Origin of the sequence: Streptomyces sp. NPDC002680 (assembly GCF_042889145.1) — a bacterium.
Taxonomy (GTDB): domain Bacteria; phylum Actinomycetota; class Actinomycetes; order Streptomycetales; family Streptomycetaceae; genus Streptomyces; species Streptomyces adonidis.
Genome location: NZ_JBIAQP010000002.1, coordinates 681,586 through 699,846, shown reverse-complemented (window position 1 = coordinate 699,846; position 18,261 = coordinate 681,586). Strand labels below are relative to the sequence as shown.

General features: G+C 70.5%; 15 protein-coding genes and 1 pseudogene. 5 read left to right on the top strand and 11 right to left on the bottom strand.

Annotated features, from left to right (window positions below; genetic code table 11):
- Positions 1–88 (top strand): annotated as a pseudogene (locus ACFYXF_RS09650) (IS5/IS1182 family transposase); the annotation flags it as partial.
- Here the strand turns inward: ACFYXF_RS09650 and ACFYXF_RS09645 are convergent.
- Complete coding sequence (locus ACFYXF_RS09645) at positions 85–468, bottom strand: ATP-binding protein (protein ID WP_389348994.1); 384 nt, start codon at positions 466–468, stop codon at positions 85–87. The pseudogene ACFYXF_RS09650 and the gene ACFYXF_RS09645 sit on opposite strands and share 4 nt — an antisense overlap.
- Positions 469–580: 112 nt before the next feature.
- Here ACFYXF_RS09645 and ACFYXF_RS09640 point away from each other — a divergent pair, with 112 nt between their 5' ends.
- The gene (locus ACFYXF_RS09640) at positions 581–1,402 is read left to right on the top strand and encodes a Scr1 family TA system antitoxin-like transcriptional regulator (RefSeq protein WP_389348993.1); all 822 of its coding nucleotides are present in this window, start codon (positions 581–583) and stop codon (positions 1,400–1,402) included.
- Positions 1,399–1,599 carry a DUF397 domain-containing protein gene (locus tag ACFYXF_RS09635; RefSeq protein WP_389348992.1) on the top strand — a complete coding sequence of 67 codons (201 nt, stop codon included), beginning with the start codon at positions 1,399–1,401 and terminating at the stop codon, positions 1,597–1,599. The genes ACFYXF_RS09640 and ACFYXF_RS09635 overlap by 4 nt, the downstream gene beginning before the upstream one ends.
- Here the strand turns inward: ACFYXF_RS09635 and ACFYXF_RS09630 are convergent.
- Positions 1,596–2,297 carry a hypothetical protein gene (locus ACFYXF_RS09630; RefSeq protein ID WP_389348991.1) on the bottom strand — a complete coding sequence of 234 codons (702 nt, stop codon included), beginning with the start codon at positions 2,295–2,297 and terminating at the stop codon, positions 1,596–1,598. The genes ACFYXF_RS09635 and ACFYXF_RS09630 overlap by 4 nt on opposite strands.
- Before the next feature lie 275 nt (positions 2,298–2,572).
- On the opposite strand from ACFYXF_RS09630, the gene ACFYXF_RS09625 reads away from it, so the two are divergent.
- Together ACFYXF_RS09625 and ACFYXF_RS09620 are read left to right on the top strand one after the other, a co-directional pair.
- Positions 2,573–3,070 (top strand): N-acetyltransferase, encoded by a 498-nt coding sequence (locus tag ACFYXF_RS09625; protein WP_389348990.1) that lies wholly within the window; start codon positions 2,573–2,575, stop codon positions 3,068–3,070.
- Positions 3,071–3,269: 199 nt separating this feature from the next.
- A complete protein-coding gene (locus ACFYXF_RS09620) occupies positions 3,270–4,055 on the top strand; it encodes a trypsin-like serine protease (protein ID WP_369034844.1) in 786 nt (261 codons plus the stop codon).
- Between the two features lie 475 nt (positions 4,056–4,530).
- Here the strand turns inward: ACFYXF_RS09620 and ACFYXF_RS09615 are convergent, their stop codons facing one another.
- From ACFYXF_RS09615 to ACFYXF_RS09575, 9 genes are all read right to left on the bottom strand, one after another.
- Entirely contained in the window at positions 4,531–5,880 is a 1,350-nt protein-coding gene (locus ACFYXF_RS09615) for a hypothetical protein (RefSeq protein ID WP_389348989.1), read from the bottom strand.
- 110 nt (positions 5,881–5,990) lie between these two features.
- Positions 5,991–7,595, bottom strand: coding sequence for a citramalate synthase (gene cimA / locus ACFYXF_RS09610; RefSeq protein ID WP_389348988.1), 1,605 nt, complete (start codon positions 7,593–7,595; stop codon positions 5,991–5,993).
- 307 nt (positions 7,596–7,902) lie between these two features.
- Entirely contained in the window at positions 7,903–9,213 is a 1,311-nt protein-coding gene (locus ACFYXF_RS09605; RefSeq protein WP_389348987.1) for a TolB family protein, read from the bottom strand.
- A gap of 138 nt (positions 9,214–9,351) precedes the next feature.
- Positions 9,352–9,858, bottom strand: coding sequence for a hypothetical protein (locus ACFYXF_RS09600; RefSeq protein WP_389348986.1), 507 nt, complete (start codon positions 9,856–9,858; stop codon positions 9,352–9,354).
- Positions 9,859–9,898: 40 nt separating this feature from the next.
- Entirely contained in the window at positions 9,899–13,072 is a 3,174-nt protein-coding gene (locus ACFYXF_RS09595; RefSeq protein WP_389348985.1) for a CHAT domain-containing protein, read from the bottom strand.
- A gap of 105 nt (positions 13,073–13,177) precedes the next feature.
- The gene (locus ACFYXF_RS09590) at positions 13,178–14,503 is read right to left on the bottom strand and encodes a KamA family radical SAM protein (RefSeq protein WP_389348984.1); all 1,326 of its coding nucleotides are present in this window, start codon (positions 14,501–14,503) and stop codon (positions 13,178–13,180) included.
- A gap of 23 nt (positions 14,504–14,526) precedes the next feature.
- Positions 14,527–15,603 carry a hypothetical protein gene (locus ACFYXF_RS09585; RefSeq protein WP_389348983.1) on the bottom strand — a complete coding sequence of 359 codons (1,077 nt, stop codon included), beginning with the start codon at positions 15,601–15,603 and terminating at the stop codon, positions 14,527–14,529.
- A gap of 149 nt (positions 15,604–15,752) precedes the next feature.
- A complete protein-coding gene (locus ACFYXF_RS09580; RefSeq protein ID WP_389348982.1) occupies positions 15,753–16,841 on the bottom strand; it encodes a branched-chain amino acid aminotransferase in 1,089 nt (362 codons plus the stop codon).
- A 256-nt stretch (positions 16,842–17,097) separates the two neighbouring features.
- Positions 17,098–18,138: a 3-isopropylmalate dehydrogenase gene (locus ACFYXF_RS09575; protein WP_389348981.1), complete on the bottom strand. Its 1,041-nt coding sequence runs from the start codon at positions 18,136–18,138 to the stop codon at positions 17,098–17,100.
- Between the last annotated feature and the right edge of the window lie 123 nt (positions 18,139–18,261).

The following is an 18,261-nucleotide window of genomic DNA, read 5'->3' as shown; positions in this document are numbered from 1 at the left end:
CTGGGAACGCAGGGCCGACATCCACGAAGCGTTCCTCAAACTCGCCTGCTGCCTCATCACCCACCGACAACTCGGATCATTGTGTTAGCCGTTCTTACCGGGGCACCTCTCCCCCACCCCCCACCTGTCCGCCACCACCGCCACGATGAGCAGCCCCCGCCCCTCCTCAGTCTCCGGACCGGGATCCGGCGTACGGATCTCACCCGGGCCGCTGTCATGGACCTCGGCGCGCAGTACGCCGTCGGTGGCCAGGGTCAGTTGGAGGAGGAAGCCACGCCCCGGTGGCACGCCGTGCAGGAGGGCGTTCGTGGTCAGTTCGCTCACGCAGAGCAGCACGTCGTCGGTGCGCTCGGGGGTGCCCCAGTCGGTGAGGGCCTCGCGGGTGAAGTCCCGGGCCAGGCGTACCGACCTGCGGTCGCGGCGGTAGAACGCCTCGCGGCTGTGGAGGAGTTGGGGTTGTGCGTTCATGGGGCCACTGTCACAGGGAGTCACTACTGTGGAGCAGTACGTGAAGTCGTAGTTCCGATTGCTACGACTCCACTACGAGGGGTTCGGGTGGAGACGGGGGAAGGGGACGGGCATGCATTCGGCGAAGAGGCCCCGGCGGGGCAGTTCATGGCAGGCCATCGGGGCGGCGGTTGCCCACTTCAGGAAGCGGGCACGGCTGACGCAGGAGCAGTTGGCGGAGCGCGCGAACATCCACGTCGACACGGTCGGCTCCATCGAACAGGGGCGACTTGCGCTGCAACTCGACCGGGCGGAGCAGTTCGACGAACTGCTCGACACAGGTGGGGTGTTGGCCGTGATGGTGGTCAAGGTGCCCGTGCGGGAGCGGGTCGTCCAGTTCGCACAGGGGCTGGTCGAGCACGAGCAGGAGGCGCTCAGCCTCCTGTCGTACGAGACCCAGGCGGTTCCGGGGTTGCTCCAAACTCCGGAGTACTGCCGCGCCGTCTTCGACTATCGATATCCGGCAATCGGGAACGAAACTGCCGAGCAGTGGGTGAACGCCCGTATGGAACGCCAATTGATCTGGCAGCGGGAGCAGCCGCCGGTGGGGCACTTCGTCCTGGAGGAGAGCATCCTCCGTCGGGAGGCCGGCGGTCGGGAGGTGATGCGCGAGCAGATCCGCAAGATCCTCGAAGCCTGCGAACCCGTCCATGTGAGCGTGCAGATCATGCCCATGGACCGCACGCCCCACGCCTGTCTCGACGGCCCCATGGTGCTGCTCGAAACCCCGGATCACGAACGCCTGGTGTACCTGGAGGTGCAGCGCGCCAGCTTCCTTGTGGACGACCCCGACGAGGTCAGTTCCTATCACCTGAAATATGGAATGCTGCGGTCACAGGCCCTCTCTCCCGACGAGAGCGTGCGCCTCCTGGATGGACTGCTAGGAGAGTCATGACCACCGCAGCACGGCACCAGAACCTCTCGAACGACCTGGCGTGGTTCAAGTCCAGCCACAGCGGCAGTGAGGGCGGCAACTGCGTCGAAGTCGCCGCCCACACCTCCGCCATCCACATCCGTGACTCCAAGAACCCCTCCGGGCCCGTCCTCACCGTCGCCCCCGGTTCCTGGGCCGCATTCCTCGGCCGGGCCTAGCCCTCCAGCGACTGCACGCTGATGGACCACGGTCCGTCGGAGCGGGCGTAGATCAGGCAGGGGCCAGACAAGGGTGCCTCGCCCTGCCACGGGCCCAGTTGGTTGGCCAACTCGTCCAGGAAGGCTGTCGCGTCCGTTTCGAAGGTGTCGGCGAGGAAGTAGCCGCCGTCCGACGAGCCCTGGGCGCCCCCGTAGCGGAGCGTGGCTATGCCGGGGCCGCCCTCGTAGCGCAGTACGTCCGAGGCGGGGCGGGCCGCGTGGCCGTTCGCCTCCAGGGGCAGTGCGGTCGATATGTCACGCACCTCGATCGTCCAGTGGGCGTCCGCCTGGACGCGGAGAGCGCGTACGGGTCTGTCGTCGGCGTTGATCAGGGAGCGGCAGGCGAACGGGCCGTCGGTGTACACCAGTTGGCTCCCGGAGCGCAGTTTGCCGTCCAGGGCGTCCACGACGAAGTGGCCCCCTCCGCGATGCGTGATGTCGAGGATGACCGGGGCCGCGCCGGTGGTGAGGCGTACGACGCGGTCGCCGTCGCCGTCGTCCCGTTGCCGTATCGGGCCGCCGGCTGCCAGTAGGTGAGGGGGCGGGAGCTGAGACGGTACGGCGGGCATGTCGTCGTTCGTCTTGCTGACGCCTGTCAGCGGCACCACACCCCGCGGGTGCTGCGGCTGCTCCGACCGGCCGTTCCCGAACCACTTCATCGACTGCCCCCTGTGCCGTATGAACAAGTATGAATAAGAAGGTGAACGTGAGCATGGACGACACCGAATGGGTCGTCGTCACCTTGTGCGAGAACCTTCCCTGGCGCGGATGGTCACCGTCTAGGTGACAGCGGACGCGCCGCACAAGCTCGGCCTTCACCCCGGACAGTCGTCGGCGCCTGGTGGCATGCCGCCGGAGAGCGGTACGGTCGGCGGTGGCCCGCTCCCCCGGATAACCCGGTGCGAGGTGTCCACCCGGGCGTTAGCCTCCGATCATGACCTGGCTTCCCCGCGACTTCGTTCATCCGCTGCATGTCGACGTGGCCGGTGGGTATCACCTGCGGCCGATTCGTGGGGCCGATGCCGTGATTGACTACCCGACCGTCATGGGGTCGCGTGAGCGGCTGTGGGGCATCTTCGGGGAGGCCTGGGGGTGGCCTGCCGCCTCCATCACGTACGAGGCCAATCTTGCCGATCTGGAGCGGCATGCCGCCGAGATCGACGCCCATGAGTCCTTCAACTACGTGCTGCTCAACGGCGATGAGAGCGTCGAGCTCGGCTGTGTGTACATCGATCCGCCCGAGAAGGCCGGGGCCGATGCCGAGGTCTCCTGGTGGGTTGTCGACAGCGCCGTGGGGGGTGCGGTCGAGCAGGCGCTCGATGAGCTTGTGCCTCGGTGGATCGGCGATGCGTGGCCCTTCGTGCGGCCTCGGTTCATCGGGCGTGATCTGTCCTGGGCGGAGTGGCTGCGGTTGCCCGACGCCGGTACGTAGGCCGGTGTAGCCCCGGCTCGGGCCGGTGGCTCGATGGGCGCGGCCGGATTTCGCCCCTTGTGGGCGCGCTCACAGCGTTCCCATAATCCTTCAACAGATTTTGACCAGCTCATGCCACCACGCGCACGAGTTCTTTCTGTTTGTTTGGCATGAGCCTGACATTTCTGCGTATGTCCAACCCCCCACGGAAGGCATCACGTTGAAGAAGCTCATCACCGCGCTCAAGAGAGCCGCAGCCGCCGGCGCCGCCGCGCTCGCGATCATCAGCCTGCAGCCCCTCTCCTCCGCCCAGGCCGCTCCGGCGCCCGTCGTCGGTGGAACCCGGGCCGCGCAGGGCGAGTTCCCGTTCATGGTCCGGCTCTCGATGGGCTGTGGCGGCTCGCTGCTCACCCAGCAGATCGTGCTCACCGCCGCGCACTGTGTGAGCGGCACCGGCGCCAACACCAGCATCACGGCGACCGCCGGTGTCGTGGACCTCCAGTCGACCACCGGCCGGGTCCAGGTCAGGTCCACGTACGTGTACCGGGCCCCCGGCTACAACGGCAACGGCAAGGACTGGGCGCTCATCAAGCTCGCGTCACCCATCACCACCCAGTCCACGCTGAAGATCGCCACCACCACGGCCTACAACACCGGTACCTTCACCATCGCCGGGTGGGGTTCGGCCTCTGAGGGTGGTGCCCAGCAGCGGTACATGCTCAAGGCGACCGTGCCGTTCGTGAGTGACGCCACGTGTCGTTCCTACAGCGGCTACAGCGGGCTTGTCGCGGCTGACGAGATCTGTGCGGGGTACGCATCCGGTGGGGTTGACACCTGCCAGGGTGACTCCGGTGGTCCGATGTTCCGTCGGGACAGCGCCAACGAGTGGGTGCAGGTCGGTATCGTCAGCTGGGGTATCGGCTGCGCCCGGGCCAACGCGCCCGGTGTGTACTCCGAGGTCTCGACGTTCGCCTCGGCGATCACCGCGGCGGCTGCGACTCTCTGACGGTCCTTCGTATCTGTCTCCGTACGACGTCCACGGGCTCGGTGCTCTCCTGCACCGGGCCCGTGCTTGTGCCCGTACGTCGTGGGGAGTTTTTCGCCCCCGCCGCCCCTACCCGTTCCCATCCTTCTGGGGGCTGCGCCCCCAGACCCCCGCTCCGGCCCTGAACGGGCCTTGTCCTCAAACGCCGGACGGGCTGAAATTCCTGGGCTGGGCTGAAAGATCAAGCCTCAACGGCCACCCCTCCAGCCCCGACGACCACCCTCCAGCCTCGGCCGGCACCACCCAGCCCGGCCAGCACCATCCAGCCTCGGCCGGCACCATCCAGCCCGTCCGGCGTTTGAGGACGAGCGCGTTCAGCGCGACAAAGGGGGGTCTGGGGGCGCAGCCCCCAGGGATGGGAACGGGTAGGGGCGGCGGGGGCGAGGGGATGGTGGGAAGGCGCCGGACGGGCTGGGTGATGTCTGGCCTCGTTGGTTCAGAAGCCTCCGCCGAAGTCCCCGCCACCTCCGAAGTCCCCACCCCCGAACCCGCCCCCGTAGTCCCCGGAGTCGAAGTCCGCGCCGGACATGTCGCCGCCCTCGTAGCCGCCGGGGTCACGGAAGTCGCCGTAGTCCGCCGCGTAGGACGGGGTGGCCATCATGCTGCCGAGCATCGTGCCGACCAGGAGGCCGGGCAGGATGCCGCCGCCGAAGTAGCCGCCCGCCCAGGGGCCGTACGCCGGGCCCGCGTCCCAGTACGGGCGGGGGCCCGAGGCCGTTTCCACCTCGCGGATCGCCGGGTCCTGGCCGTCGGCCAGGCGGGCCCGGTCGGCCGCGCAGACCGGGACCTCGCGGGGTGCGCCGCCCGCCGGGGTCCAGGTCGCGTCGGCGACCGACGGGCCGTGGCGCGGGTCGAAGAAGCAGGGGCCGCGGCGTTCGGGCAGCGGACCGCCCTCGCGGCGGGCCGCCAGTTGCGCGAGCGAGAAGCGGCCGTCCTCCAGCGTCTGCGTCACCGCGCGTACTTCCTCCGGGCGCCTCGTGGCCGCCATCAGCGACTTCGCCTTCTCGTACGCGTCCAGCGCTCGTTCGTAGTCCGCGCGCATCGCGTCGTCGGCGCCCGCCTCGGCCGGGTGGAAGTCGAGCCGGTCCAGTTCCTCGCCGAACGCCGTGATGTCCTCGTCGACCACGACCGTCAGCTTCGCCAGCGCGGCGCGCCTCTCCTCCTCGTGCCGTCGCCGGTTGCGCCGGACCAGTGCGTACGCGCCCGCGCCGCCCATCGCCAGCACCGCGCCGACCGTGATCAGCGCACCCGCGTCCACCCCGCCACCGGAGTCGCCGCCGCTCCAGGTGGCCGGTGCCGAACCGCCGACACCGCCGCGCAGCGCCGCGTCGACGAAGTCGTTCAGCTGGGCCTTCGCGTCACCCTCTCGCTCCACCGCCGTCACGAGGTTGCCCACCGCCGACCTGCTCAGCACGCCACTGTCGGCCCGTGCACTGAAGAGGTCGCCCAGGCGTACGGCGTAGAGGCCCGTGATGCCGGTCTCCGTACGGAGGTTCGTGAAGAGGTTCTCCGCCGGGTAGTCGGCCGGGAGAACGGCCACGAACAGCGGTTTGTCCGCGTCCTTGATTTTGGCCGCCAGCGCGTCCGCGTCGGCGGCGGAGAGGACGTCGGAGGCTTCCGGGTCCACGTACACCGGGTCCGCTCGCAGTGCCTCGGCGACTTTGGAGAGGTCGGTGGCCGCCTGGGCGCCGGGCGCGGCGGCCGTCAGCAGCGCGAGTACCGCGAGTGTCGCTACAAAGGGCACCAGCAGCAGGCGTACGAGAGAACGGACCAGTACGGCCTTCATATCTTCGAAGCTACCCGAAGCCGGGCGGAAACGGACACCCCCGGAGTGGGGGGTGGGGGTGGAGGTGGGGGGCGGGGGTTAGGTCCCGCCCCCCACCCCCACCATTGCCATTACTCCGCCGGCTCCACTCCCGCCCGCAGCAGCCCGTACGTGTACGCGTCCGCCAGGGCCTCCCAGGACGCGGCGATCACGTTGTCCGCCACGCCCACCGTCGACCACTCGCCCTTGCCGTCCGACGTCGAGATGAGGACGCGGGTCGTGGACTGGGTGCCGTGCTTGCCCTCCAGGATGCGGACCTTGTAGTCGACCAGGTCCAGCTTGGCGAGCGGCGGGTAGATCTTCTCCAGGGCCACCTTCAGGGCGCGGTCGAGGGCGTTCACCGGGCCGTTGCCCTCCGCCGTCGCGACGATGCGCTCGCCCTTGGCGAAGAGCTTGACCGTGGCCTCGTTGGCGTGGCTGCCGTCGGGGCGGTCCTCGACGATCGCGCGCCAGGACTCGACCTCGAAGTACGTACGGGCCCTGCCTTCGGCCTCCGCGCGGAGCAGGAGCTCGAAGGACGCGTCCGCCGCCTCGTACGTGTAGCCCTTCAGTTCGCGCTCCTTCACGCGCTCCACTACCCGGCCCACCAGTTCGCGGTCGTCGCCCAGGTCGACGCCGAGCTCCTTGCCCTTCAGCTCGATCGACGCGCGGCCCGCCATGTCGGAGACCAGCATCCGCATGGTGTTGCCGACCTGCTCCGGGTCGATGTGCTGGTAGAGGTCCGGGTCGACCTTGATCGCCGAGGCGTGCAGGCCCGCCTTGTGGGCGAACGCGGAGACTCCCACGTACGGCTGATGGGTCGAAGGCGTCAGGTTGACCACCTCGGCGATCGCGTGGGAGATGCGGGTCATCTCGCGCAGCGCGCCCTCGGGGAGCACCTTCTTGCCGTACTTCAGTTCCAGGGCCGCGACCACCGGGAACAGGTTGGCGTTGCCCACGCGTTCGCCGTAGCCGTTCGCCGTGCACTGGACGTGGGTCGCGCCCGCGTCCACGGCGGCGAGGGTGTTGGCGACCGCGCAGCCCGTGTCGTCCTGGGCGTGGATGCCGAGACGGGCGCCCGTGTCGGCGAGGACCGTGGCGACGACCGCCTGGACCTGGGCCGGGAGCATCCCGCCGTTGGTGTCGCAGAGGATGACGACATCGGCGCCGGCCTCGGAGGCGGCCCGGACGACGGCCTTCGCGTACTCGGGGTTGGCGCGGTAGCCGTCGAAGAAGTGCTCGCAGTCGACGAACACACGGCGGCCCTGGGAGCGGATGTGGGCGACGGTGTCGCGGACCATCTCCAGGTTCTCGTCGAGGGTCGTACGCAACGCCAGTTCGACATGGCGGTCGTGGGACTTGGCTACCAGGGTGATGACGGGGGCGCCGGAGTCCACGAGCGCCTTGACCTGCGGGTCCTCGCTCGCCTTGCCGCCGGCCCTGCGGGTGGCGCCGAAGGCCACCAGCTGGGCGTGCCTGAAGTCGATCTCCTGCTGGGCGCGGGCGAAGAACTCGGTGTCGCGCGGGTTGGCGCCCGGCCAGCCGCCCTCGATGAAGCCGACGCCGAAGTCGTCCAGGTGCCGTGCGATGGCCAGCTTGTCGGCGACGGTGAGGTTGATGCCCTCGCGCTGGGCGCCGTCGCGCAGGGTGGTGTCGAAGACGTGGAACGAGTCGTCGAGTTCGCTGGGTTCCGTCATGGTCTCAAGGCTCCTGGGATGTCGATCTCGGTCTGTACCGGAATGACCGGCTCCACCGTCCTCCGATGATCCCTCGCGCTCCTTCTCCGGCTGAAGGTGGGCCAGAAAAGCGAAAAACCCCTCGCGGGTGCGAGAGGTCTGCGCGCGGGTCGAAGACGACGGTGGCCGCCCGTACCTGGTCGTACGAGGCGGTCACTGCGGACCGGCGCGCCTGCTGCCAATAATCGTGGCGAACGAGAGCACGGGGGCAGTCTGGCACAGACCGTCCCCGTGCTCCCGGGTGTCTCAGCATGCGAACCCCGGGTGCTCAGCGCATACGGCGGACGAACCCGTCCGAGTGGCCGTTCGTGTCGCCCTTGACGATGTCGGTCGCGGACGACAGGAAGCCCACCAGCCTGCCGTCGCGGCTGAGCGACGAGGGCGCGCTGTACCCGGTCGGCTCGGTCGCGATGCCGCCCGTGACCGTCTTGCTGACGAGGCGGGTGGTTCCGGTGCGCAGGTCGTGCAGATAGACGTTGTCGACGAAGTCGCCGGCCGGGGTCCGCACCGGGAAGTTGTACGCCAGGTACCGGCCGTCGCCGCTGAGGAGATTGCCGCTCAGGCTCCGCTCCCCCGGGCCGTCGTGCTGGATGCGCCGGGTGACGTCCGTGCGCAGGTCGCGTACGTAGAGGTAGAAGCCGTTGGGGGTCGGGTCGCCCACCAGGTCGGTGAGGGAGCTGAAGGCGATGTACCGGCCGTCGTCCGAGAGCGAGCCACCGACGGCACTGGCGTCGGCCTGCGACGGCGAGCCCGCGCTGTCGACGTTGGCCTGCTCCTCCTTGCCGGTCCGGCGGTCGAACACCATCAGTTCGCTCCGGCCGCCGCGCGGGTGGCGGATGTTGTACTCGACATAGCGGCCGTTGCCGCTGATCCCGGTGCTGTAGACCGTCCACTCCGGGTGTTCGTGACTGATCCGGGTGACCTTGCCGGTGCGGCGGTCCGTGACGTACGCGGCGAGGTAGTAGCTCGTGCCGCCCTCCATACGGGCGATCGGTGCGTTGAAGGCGACGTACCGGCCGTCGTCGGAGATCCCGACGCTGCCGTACGCGTTGGCGGTTCCGCCGTCGGGTGTCGTGCTCACCCGTTCCGTGCGGCCGGTGCGGCGGTCGTGGACGTACACGTCCTCGTGGGAGAAGCCGGTGGGCGGCTTTCCGCCCCAGTCGACGAGGTTCGTCGCGTCGGAGGTGAGGACGACGTACCGGCCGTTGCCGCTGATGCGCGCGGTGTGCGTGTCACCGCCCGTGGACTGGGTGCCGTCCGAGGCGACGCTGACGCGGGTCACCTTTCCGGTGCGCAGGTCGCGCACGAACGCGTCCGAGTCGCCGTTGGTGTCGCCCGGCACGATGGTGGCGCCGAAGGTGGCGAACGCGGCGAAGCGGCCGTCGTCGCTGAGGGTCGGTCCGCCCGAGTCTCCGTCGGACTGCACGCCCTTGGCCGACACGGTGACTCGCTCGGTGACGCCCGGTCGTGGTGCCTTCCCCGGCGCCGACGACGCCGTGGTCATGGGAAGTGCGAGTGTGCCGGCGGCGAGTGCGGCGATGGTCGTCGCACGCACGAACCGCATGGCTCTGCTGGTCATGTGTCTCCCCGTTTCCCCCGGTGCACATTTCCCCCTGTGCACTGCTCCCCCGGCCCCGTGCCGAGGGCTCACTGCGATGCAAACGCACCTTCACGGTAAGGGTCAATCGGTCTTATTGCGTACAACCTGGACGAGGGTTCACGCGTCCGTGTGGTCCTCGTCGGCTCCGGGAACCGGCGCCCAGCGGGCCGCGTCGGGGTCGTAGCGCAGGGTCGTGTGCCGGAAGCGGGTGAGGTCGAGATCGCGGAGGCCGGCGAGGGCGGCGGCGTCGGACTCCGGGCCCAGCAGCAGCCGTACGCCGGTGTCGGTGTCCTGGAGGACGATCAGGCGGGGCTCTTCGGCGGCGGACGCGGGTTCCGGTCCGCGTCGTACCGTCTCCTTCAGCTTCCGGTACAGGTCGTCGGAGAGTCTGCTGCCGAGGCCGCCGAGGAAGGAGTGGAGGGGCAGGGCGACGAGCAGCAGCCAGTGGAGTTCGGCCACGGCCCGGCGTACGGGCCAGACCTTGACCCGTACGGTGAAGCCCAGGGCGGCGAGCGCGGCGACGACGTCGGACTCCGTACCGGGGGCCTCGCGGGCGCCGATGTAGACGTCCGCGGCGGGTGGTGTCTCCTCGGCTGTGCGGTCGTAGGTCGTGTGGTCGGCCATGGCCTTCCTCCCCCGTGTGGTGTGTCGGTCAGGTGGTGTGTCAGTCCGCTTCGTCCTCGCCGATCCGGATCAGCCAGGCCGATTCCGGTTCCCGTACGACGGCGCGGGCGGCCCCGTCCGGGCCGAACAGCAGTGCCTCGGTGAACCAGCGGGAGTCGAACCGCCGGTGGGCGGCGCGCTCGCCGGTGCGGGTGTCCCAGACGTCCACGCCGCTGCGGCCGGCGGTCGCCAGCCGGGTGCCGTCGGCGTTGAACGCCACGAGGGAGACCGGGCCCAGCGAGCCGAACCGGCGCACCTCGACACCGGAGCGGGCGTCGAGGACGCGCGCGCCGTCGGTTCCGTGGGCGATGGCGAGCCGTGCTCCGTACGGGCTGACGTCGACGTCGAGGACGGCGGAGTTCCGGGCCACTTCCAGGCTGAAGTCCCCGGTGACGATGGACCACACCCGCGCCCCGGCGGGCCCCGCGGTGGCGAAGCGCAGCCCGTCCGCCGACCAGGCCAGCCGGTACGGGCGGACGTCCAGCCGCAGCCGTCGGCGGCGGGCGGCCGGCTCGCCCGTGTCCCAGATGTACGCCGACGCGGCCGTGGTGACGAAGACGGCCTTGTGCCCGAGCGGGCTGAAGCCCATCGCGCACACGTCGTCGGGCAGCCGCATCTGCCGTAGCTCGACGCCCCGTGTGACGCTCCAGATCCGTACGGTCCCGTGCTGGGCCGTGGCCAGCTGGGCGCCGTTCGGCGTCAACGCGACACAGGTCACGCCATCGCCCTGACGGCCGCCGAGCAGCCGCGCGGCCCGTGTGGGGGTGTGCGACAGGGTGGCGACGACATGCCCGCCGAGGTCGAGCACGTCCGCGCGCCCGCTCTGATACCCGACGGCCACCCGGCTCCCGTCCCGGCTGAATCCGAAGGACCGGGCCCCGGGCTCCTCCGACACCCGGACGTCCCCGTCCCGCGCCGGCTCCGGCCGCCGCCCCACGCTCGGCGGCATGACGGGCCTCGGCGGGTACGACGCCACCCACGAGGGCGTACGCCAGAGAGGGCCGGAGACGGTGGGCGGGAGGGGGTTCTCCTCCTGGGCGCCGGGGCCGGTGAGGAAGGTGTCGGCCGGAAGCGTGAGGTCGGGCGGGAGGGGGAAGTCGCGCGGTTCGGGTAAGAAGACGGTCTGGTGGTGGGCGGAGTCGGAGGACGGCCGGGGAGGGGCTCCGGACCGGTCGGCGGGCGGTCTCCCGAGGCCGGCGGCAGCCTCCGAACCGGCGTCCGACGGCGACGAGCCGCCCGACTCGGGCCGCTCGGCCTCCTCCGCCCAAGGGTCGCGCCGCTCAGCCCTCTCTGCCCAAGGGTCGGGCCGCTCGGCCTGCTCTGCCCAAGGGTCGCGCCGTACGGACTCCGGGCCGGCCCCTGCCGACGGCGACCCCGCCAGTTCCGGCCAGGGGTCCCGCCGTATGCCCGCCGAGCCCGAGTCCGCCGAGCCCCTGGCCATCGGGGGCGGCCAGGCCGAGTCCGGCCCGGGTCCCTGCGGCACCTGCCCCTCGTCCGGCGGCTCGGGCGGGCGGTCCTGCTGGGCGACTTCCTCCTCGGCCGTGTCAGGTGTCTCCCCCGCGGTCTTCTCCCCCTGCACCGCCCGGCGCGCCTGCTCCACGAGCCCGTCCGGATCCGGGTCCGTCGGAGAGAGCGCGGCCAGGCGGGCACCCGCCGCGAGTACCGCCTGCCACTGGGAGACCCTGTGCAGGTCCGTGATCTCCTTGCGGAGTGCGGCGACCGCCTGTTCGTACCGGGCCTGCCGCAGGCGGTGGGCGGCGTCCCGGTAGCCGGGTTCCGCCGCGACCACCGCGCCGAGGTGTTCCACGGCCGCGTCCCAGTGGCCGTGATCCGCGGCGCCTGTGCCGGCCGCGTACAGGGAGGCCAGGCGGCGGCCCCGTATCGCCTCGTCCAGCTTCACCCTGCCGCTCTGGTACCCGGGGTCCTGGGCCACCACCGCGCGGAACGCGGACACCGCGTCGTCCCAGCGCTCGGTGTAGAGCGCGGCCAGGCCCTGGACGTACATGTCGTGTATCTCGCCGGTGTCCCGGCGGGCCGTGCCGGAGCGGGCGCCGCCCCGGTCGGTGAGGTCGAAGAGGAGGCCGTCGAGGGAGCGCATGTAGAGGACCGGCGTGCCCCACTCCAGGGTGCCGCGCAGGGCGAGGCGGATCGCCTGGCGGGCGTCGGTCACGGCCGCGTCGACGGGCAGACGGTGTGCGAGACCCTCGTAGAAGGTGCGGCTGAACTCCTCGGCGGCCCGGTCGGAGATCGGGAACTGCATGGCCAGGGCCGCCGGCACGCCCCGTTGCAGCAGGGCGCCCGCCACGCTGGAGAACGGGTCGGCGGCGCTGGAGCGGCCCGTCTCGCAGGCGTTGAGGACGACCAGGCGCAGGGACGGTCTGCCCTCCAGGACCATGGCGAGGTTCTCCGCGCCCAGGTCGTAGCTGCCGCCGCCCTCCGCGCTCAGCCGCAGGGCGCCCTCCTGGGCGGTGGCGTCGAAGCCGCCGTGTCCGATGAAGTGGAAGACGTGCCACTGGCCGGCGTCGCCGCCCCGGCGCAGAGCGGTGCGCAGATCGCGCCAGGTGTCGCCGGCCGTCCAGCCCAGTTCGATCAGCCCCTCGCTCTCCAGTCCCGACAACGCGCTGCTGAGGCGCTGCTGTTCGGCACGGACGGCCAGAGGTTCCTGGTCGTCGGGGGCGGCGGCCATGCACAGGATGCGCAAGGGCGGCCGTACTCTCAACGGGCGTTGTGGCGCCGCCACTTGGGGGTGGCGGATGAGGGGTGTGGTCGGGCAGACGTAGTCGTTCTGGGCCTCGTCGAAGAGGAACTCCCAGGGGAGACGGGCGAGTTCGGGCGGGCGTACCCGCAGGACGACCCGGAGTCTGCGTTCCTCGTGCACCGCTCGATGCCGGGCCGCCGCGAGCAACGCCCTTCCGTTGTCCGGCAGGAGCACGTCGAAGAGCAGCCGGCCGAGTTCCTGGATCGGCCGCTCCTCCGGGGTGGCGCTGCGCCGCACCTGCGCGGAGGAGGCGAGGACCGCCTCCGGCACCCGGGCGGTCAGCGCGCGCAACTCGTCGGCGGAGACGGAGATCCTGGTCAGGCCGGAGGTCTCACTGCCGTCGGGCGCACGCCAGGTCACCTCGTAGCCGTGCCCGGAGCCGCGGCCGATCTCGACCTGGAAGTCCAGTGCTTCCATCCGCCGCACCATCTCCCCCGAACCGCGCCGGAATGCCCCGCAGTAGGGCATATTCACCATGCCACGCCCGGCAGTTGAGGGGGAGGGATTCCGGGAGACCTGTTGTCACCCCGCTTCGAGGCCGGGCAGGAACTCCGCTGCCCCGAAGGCCGGTTTGAGGTCGGTGAACCAGGTCGCGTCCTCGTCGTACGCGGCGAAGAACGGGCGGTCGACCAGGGCGGGATCGCGCGCCTGGATGAGGTGCAGCACGAAGACCTTCTCGCCGGCCACCTCCGCGATGCCGTCCACGCACACCTTGCCGGGCATCGCCGACATCACCGGGCCGCGCACGGTACGGGCGAGGCCCGAGACCCGGGAGTGGGCGTCCCGGAAGATCTGGTGACCGCGGGCGAGCGGGACGCCGAAGTAGCCCTGCGGGCCCGTGTCCCGTTCCACGAACTGGTAGTACGGCACCGCGCCCAGTGTCGTCGTCGTGTCCCACAACTCGGCCCAGGCGTCGGCGTTGTCGTTGATCCCGGCCACCAGCGGCCCCTGGCAGCGGATCACGGCGCCCGTGTCGCGCACGCGCCGCATCGCCTCCCGTACGACGGGTGGGCGCAGTTCCTGCGGATGCGTGAAGTGGGCCATGAGGGCGAGGTGCCGGCCGCTCGCCACGACCTTCTCGAACAGCCGCAGCAGGTCGTCGGCGTCCCGGTCGGTGGTGAACCGGTACGGCCAGAAGGCGAGGGACTTGGTGCCGACGCGGATCGAGCGGATGCTGTCGATCTCCAGCAGCGGGTCGACGTACCGGCTCAGTACCTCCGTACTCATCACCAGCGGGTCGCCGCCGGTGATCAGCGCGCTGCTGACCTCGGGGTGGGCGCGGAGATAGGCCGTGGTGGTGGTGATGTCGTCGGTGGCGATGCGGAGTTCGGACTCGCCGACGAACTGCGGCCAGCGGAAGCAGTACGTGCAGTAGGCGTGGCAGGTCTGGCCCTGGCGCGGGAAGATCAGCACCGTCTCGGGGTACTTGTGCTGGAGGCCCGGCAGGCGGACGCCCTCGTGCACGGGCACGTTGGCGTCCAGCTGGCCGGAGGGGTGCGGGTTGAGGCGCATCCTGATCTGGTGGGCCGCGCGCTGGAGTTCGCGGGCGGGGGCGCCGGTGGCCAGCAGATTCGCCATCTCGCGGACGTCGGGCGCGGGGAGCATGCCCGTCTGCGGGAAGGTGAGCCGGAAGATCGGGTCGCCGTCGGGCACGGCCGACCAGTCGATCAACTCGTCGACGACATAGGTGTTCGTACGGAACGGCAGCACCGTCGCGACCGCGCGCAGCGCCAGCCGGTCGGCGGGCGCGAAGGAGCCGACGCGCTGGAGCAGACCGTCCAGGTCACGAGGGGTGAGAGCGCGGAATCTCGGGCCGCCGCGCGGGGCCGGGTCGTGCGCTGAGCTCATGCTGTGCAAGGGCCTCTATTCCGTCATTCCGTCACGAGGGCCGGCGGGCGCAGCCAGACGAAGGCCGCCGCCGGTGCATCGTACTTCTCCGCGTAGTACGCGGTGAGCTGCGTGTACAGCTCGGTCTCGTCGTCGACCACGATCACCTCGTACGCGGCCGAGGGCGTCCCCAGGGCGTCGCTGTACGCGGAGAGCTGGTCGAGGCGGTGGCGGGCCAGGTAGGACACGAGGTCGTGTCCGGCGACGTACCACCGTTCGTCGACGACCACGAACCGGCAGGTGAACTCCCGTCGGGCGGCGGCCGCGTCGACCAGGGTGACCGGCATGTGGGTGAAGCGCTCCATGGGTTTGCTCTGCTGCCACAGCTCGTCGAACCGCTGCTCGACGAACGCGCCGAGCGGGGAGCGGACGGCGACCTCCAGCTGGACGCCCTCGCCGGAGAGGCGGCCGACGGTGAGGAAGGAGACGAGGGAGCGGCCGTCCCAGCGGTAGAGGGTCACACCGGGCGAGGTCGAGCACAGCCGTACGTCGAGCAGGGTCCGGGCGTGGTCGTCGAGACGGTCCCGGAAGGAGTGCAGGGTGCGGAGGTTGCGCAGGATGTCCCGGCGGATGTCGGCGTGCCGTTCGCCCAGTTCCTGGCCACGCAGGAGGACGGCGAGGGAGTCGGGGTCGAGGAGCAGGATCTGTACGCGGGCGCCGTGCGCGGTGGCGGAGCGGATGCCGCGGAAGAGACGCTCGGAGAACTGCGGGCCGAACACGTTCGAGAAGGTGTCGAGGATCTTCACGTTGGAGTTCGAGCCGTGCACCTGGGCGCTGAACCACTCGTAGTCGAGCCGGGTGTGCTCGCGCACCCGGCCCTCCTGGGCGCGGCTGATCAGCGGCCCGATCACGAAGACGGTGACGGCGACACCGAGGATGTCGGTGCCGAGGTTGAGGGCGAGGTTCTCGCCGTAGTTGTCCATGCCGGAGCTGTTCCAGAGCAGCAGCCCGGCCACGGCGGCGAGCAGGACGAGCACGGAGAGGCTCTGCGGGCGCCGGGGTTTGCGTAATTCACGCAGGAGCCCACGCAGCCGGGACCGGCGCGGCGGCCGTACGGTCATGTGTTCCCCCTCCCCCGGTGGAATGAGTGGATACCCACCGGGGGAACGCGTTATGCCGGGGGCGAATCGCGCCCCTTCAGGGGCGCGGGGAACTGCGCGACAAGCCCCCACCGGCCGGCAGCCAAAGAACCGCCCACCCTGCCGAGCCCTCAGCCGAGAACGTGCATCCAGCCGTGCTTGTCGTCCGCCGTACCCCGCTGGATGTCGAGCAGCGCCTCACGCAGCCGCAGCGTGACCTCGCCGGGCTCACCGCCGCTCTGCTGCCACTCGGCGCCGGTGCGCTTGACCGTGCCGACGGGGGTGATGACGGCCGCCGTACCGCAGGCGAAGACCTCGGTCAGGGAGCCGTTCTCGGCGTCGCGCTGCCAGTCGTCGATGGAGATACGGCCCTCCTCGGCGGTGTAGCCGAGGTCGCGGGCGACGGTGAGGAGGGAGTCGCGGGTGACGCCCTCCAGGATGGAGCCGGTGAGGGAGGGGGTGACGATCCGGTCCCCGTACACGAAGTACAGGTTCATACCGCCGAGTTCCTCGATCCACTTGTGCTCGACGGCGTCCAGGTAGCAGACCTGGGCGCAGCCCTGTGCGGCGGCCTCGGCCTGGGCGAGCAGGGAGGCCGCGTAGTTGCCGCCGGTCTTGGCGTCGCCCATGCCGCCGGGGACGGCGCGGACGCGGTCCTCGGAGAGCCAGATGGAGACGGGCTTGACGCCACCGGGGAAGTAGGCGCCGGCGGGGGACGCGATCACCAGGAACAGGTACTCGTTGGCCGGCTTGACGCCGAGCCCGACCTCGGTCGCGATCATGAAGGGGCGCAGGTAGAGGGACTCCTCGCCGCCGTGCGCGGGCACCCAGTCGCGGTCCTGCTGGACCAGCGCGTCGATGGCCTCGATGAACGTCTCGACGGGCAGCTCGGGCATCGCGAGCCGGCGCGCGGAGTTCTGGAAGCGCTCGGCGTTCTTCTCCGGGCGGAAGGTGGCGACGGAGCCGTCGGGACGGCGGTAGGCCTTGAGTCCCTCGAAGATCTCCTGCGCGTAGTGCAGGGTCATGTTGGCGGGGTCGAGGGAGAGCGGGCCGTACGGGACGAGCTGGCCGTCGTGCCAGCCGCGGCCCTCGGTCCACTTGATCGTCACCATGTGGTCGGTGAAGTGGCGGCCGAAGCCGGGGCTGGCCAGGATCGCCTCGCGCTCCGCGCCGGAAAGTGGCGAGGCCGAGGGCTTGAGCTCGATCGTGGGCGTCGTCATGAGTGGGTGTCCTTCACCGGTTTTGTGTGTGACGGGCCGCGCTCACGCCTCTACTGCCAGTGGCCAGTGGTAGGACGTCCGAGCATTCCCTCAGTCCGCGGCTCCGCGTTCGATTATCGCGTGGGCGGGGCCATGGACGAAAAGGGCGTGAATGCGACCCAGGGGATGATGGTGACACCCGGCGGGGACATAAGAAAAGCCGCCGGGTGCATATGCGACCCGGCGGCTTCGAAAGTGTTCGAGGAGGCGCGGCGGGTCAGCCGGCTACTCGTACGGCGAGCGCGTCGCCGATCTCGTCGGTCGTCCGGGTCGTGGTGCCGCGCTCCGCGAGGTCGGCGGTGACGGCGTCCTCGATGCGGACGGCCTCGGTCTCGTAGCCGAGGTGGCGCAGCAGGAGGGCGACGGACAGGACGGTGGCGCTGGGGTCGGCCTTGCCCTGACCGGCGATGTCCGGGGCCGAGCCGTGCACGGGCTCGAACATCGAGGGGTACTCGCCGGACGGGTTGATGTTCCCGCTCGCAGCGACGCCGATGCCGCCGGAGACGGCCGCGGCGAGGTCGGTGATGATGTCGCCGAAGAGGTTGTCGGTGACGATCACGTCGAAGCGGGCGGGGTCGGTGACGAGGTAGATCGTCGCCGCGTCGACGTGGATGTAGTCCGTGGTGACCTCGGGGAACTCCTCGGCCACCTTGTTGAAGATGTTCGTCCAGAGGTGGCCCGCGAAGGTCAGCACGTTGTTCTTGTGGACCAGCGTCAGCTTCTTGCGGGGGCGGGCCTGGGCGCGGGCGAAGGCGTCACGGACGACTCGCTCGACACCGAAGGCCGTGTTCACGGAGACCTCGGTGGCGACCTCGTGCGGGGTGCCCTTGCGGATGGTGCCGCCGTTGCCGGTGTACGGGCCCTCGGTGCCCTCGCGGACGACCACGAAGTCGATCTCGGGCTGCCCGGCGAGCGGGGTGGCGACACCGGGGAGGAGCTTCGACGGACGCAGGTTGACGTGGTGGTCGAAGGCGAAGCGGAGCTTCAGCAGGAAGCCGCGCTCCAGGACGCCGGACGGCACGCTCGGGTCACCGATCGCGCCGAGCAGGATGGCGTCGTGCTTCTTGAGCGCGTCCAGGTCGGCCTCGGTGAGGGTCTCACCGGTGGCGTGGTAGCGCCGGGCACCGAAGTCGAACTCCTTGGTCTCCAGCTTCACATCCTGCGGAAGGACGGCGGAGAGGATCTTGAGCCCCTGGGCCACGACCTCCTGGCCGATGCCGTCACCGGGAATCACTGCGAGATTGATGCTGCGAGACATAACGGCACCGTACTCCTGGTCCCATGGGATGACACGCCTTGTCCGCGATACGGACACGAGGGCGTGCCGCGGCGACCGCTCTTCGACTGCCGTTCACCCGTATGTGTGGCGGACGTTGGGGAT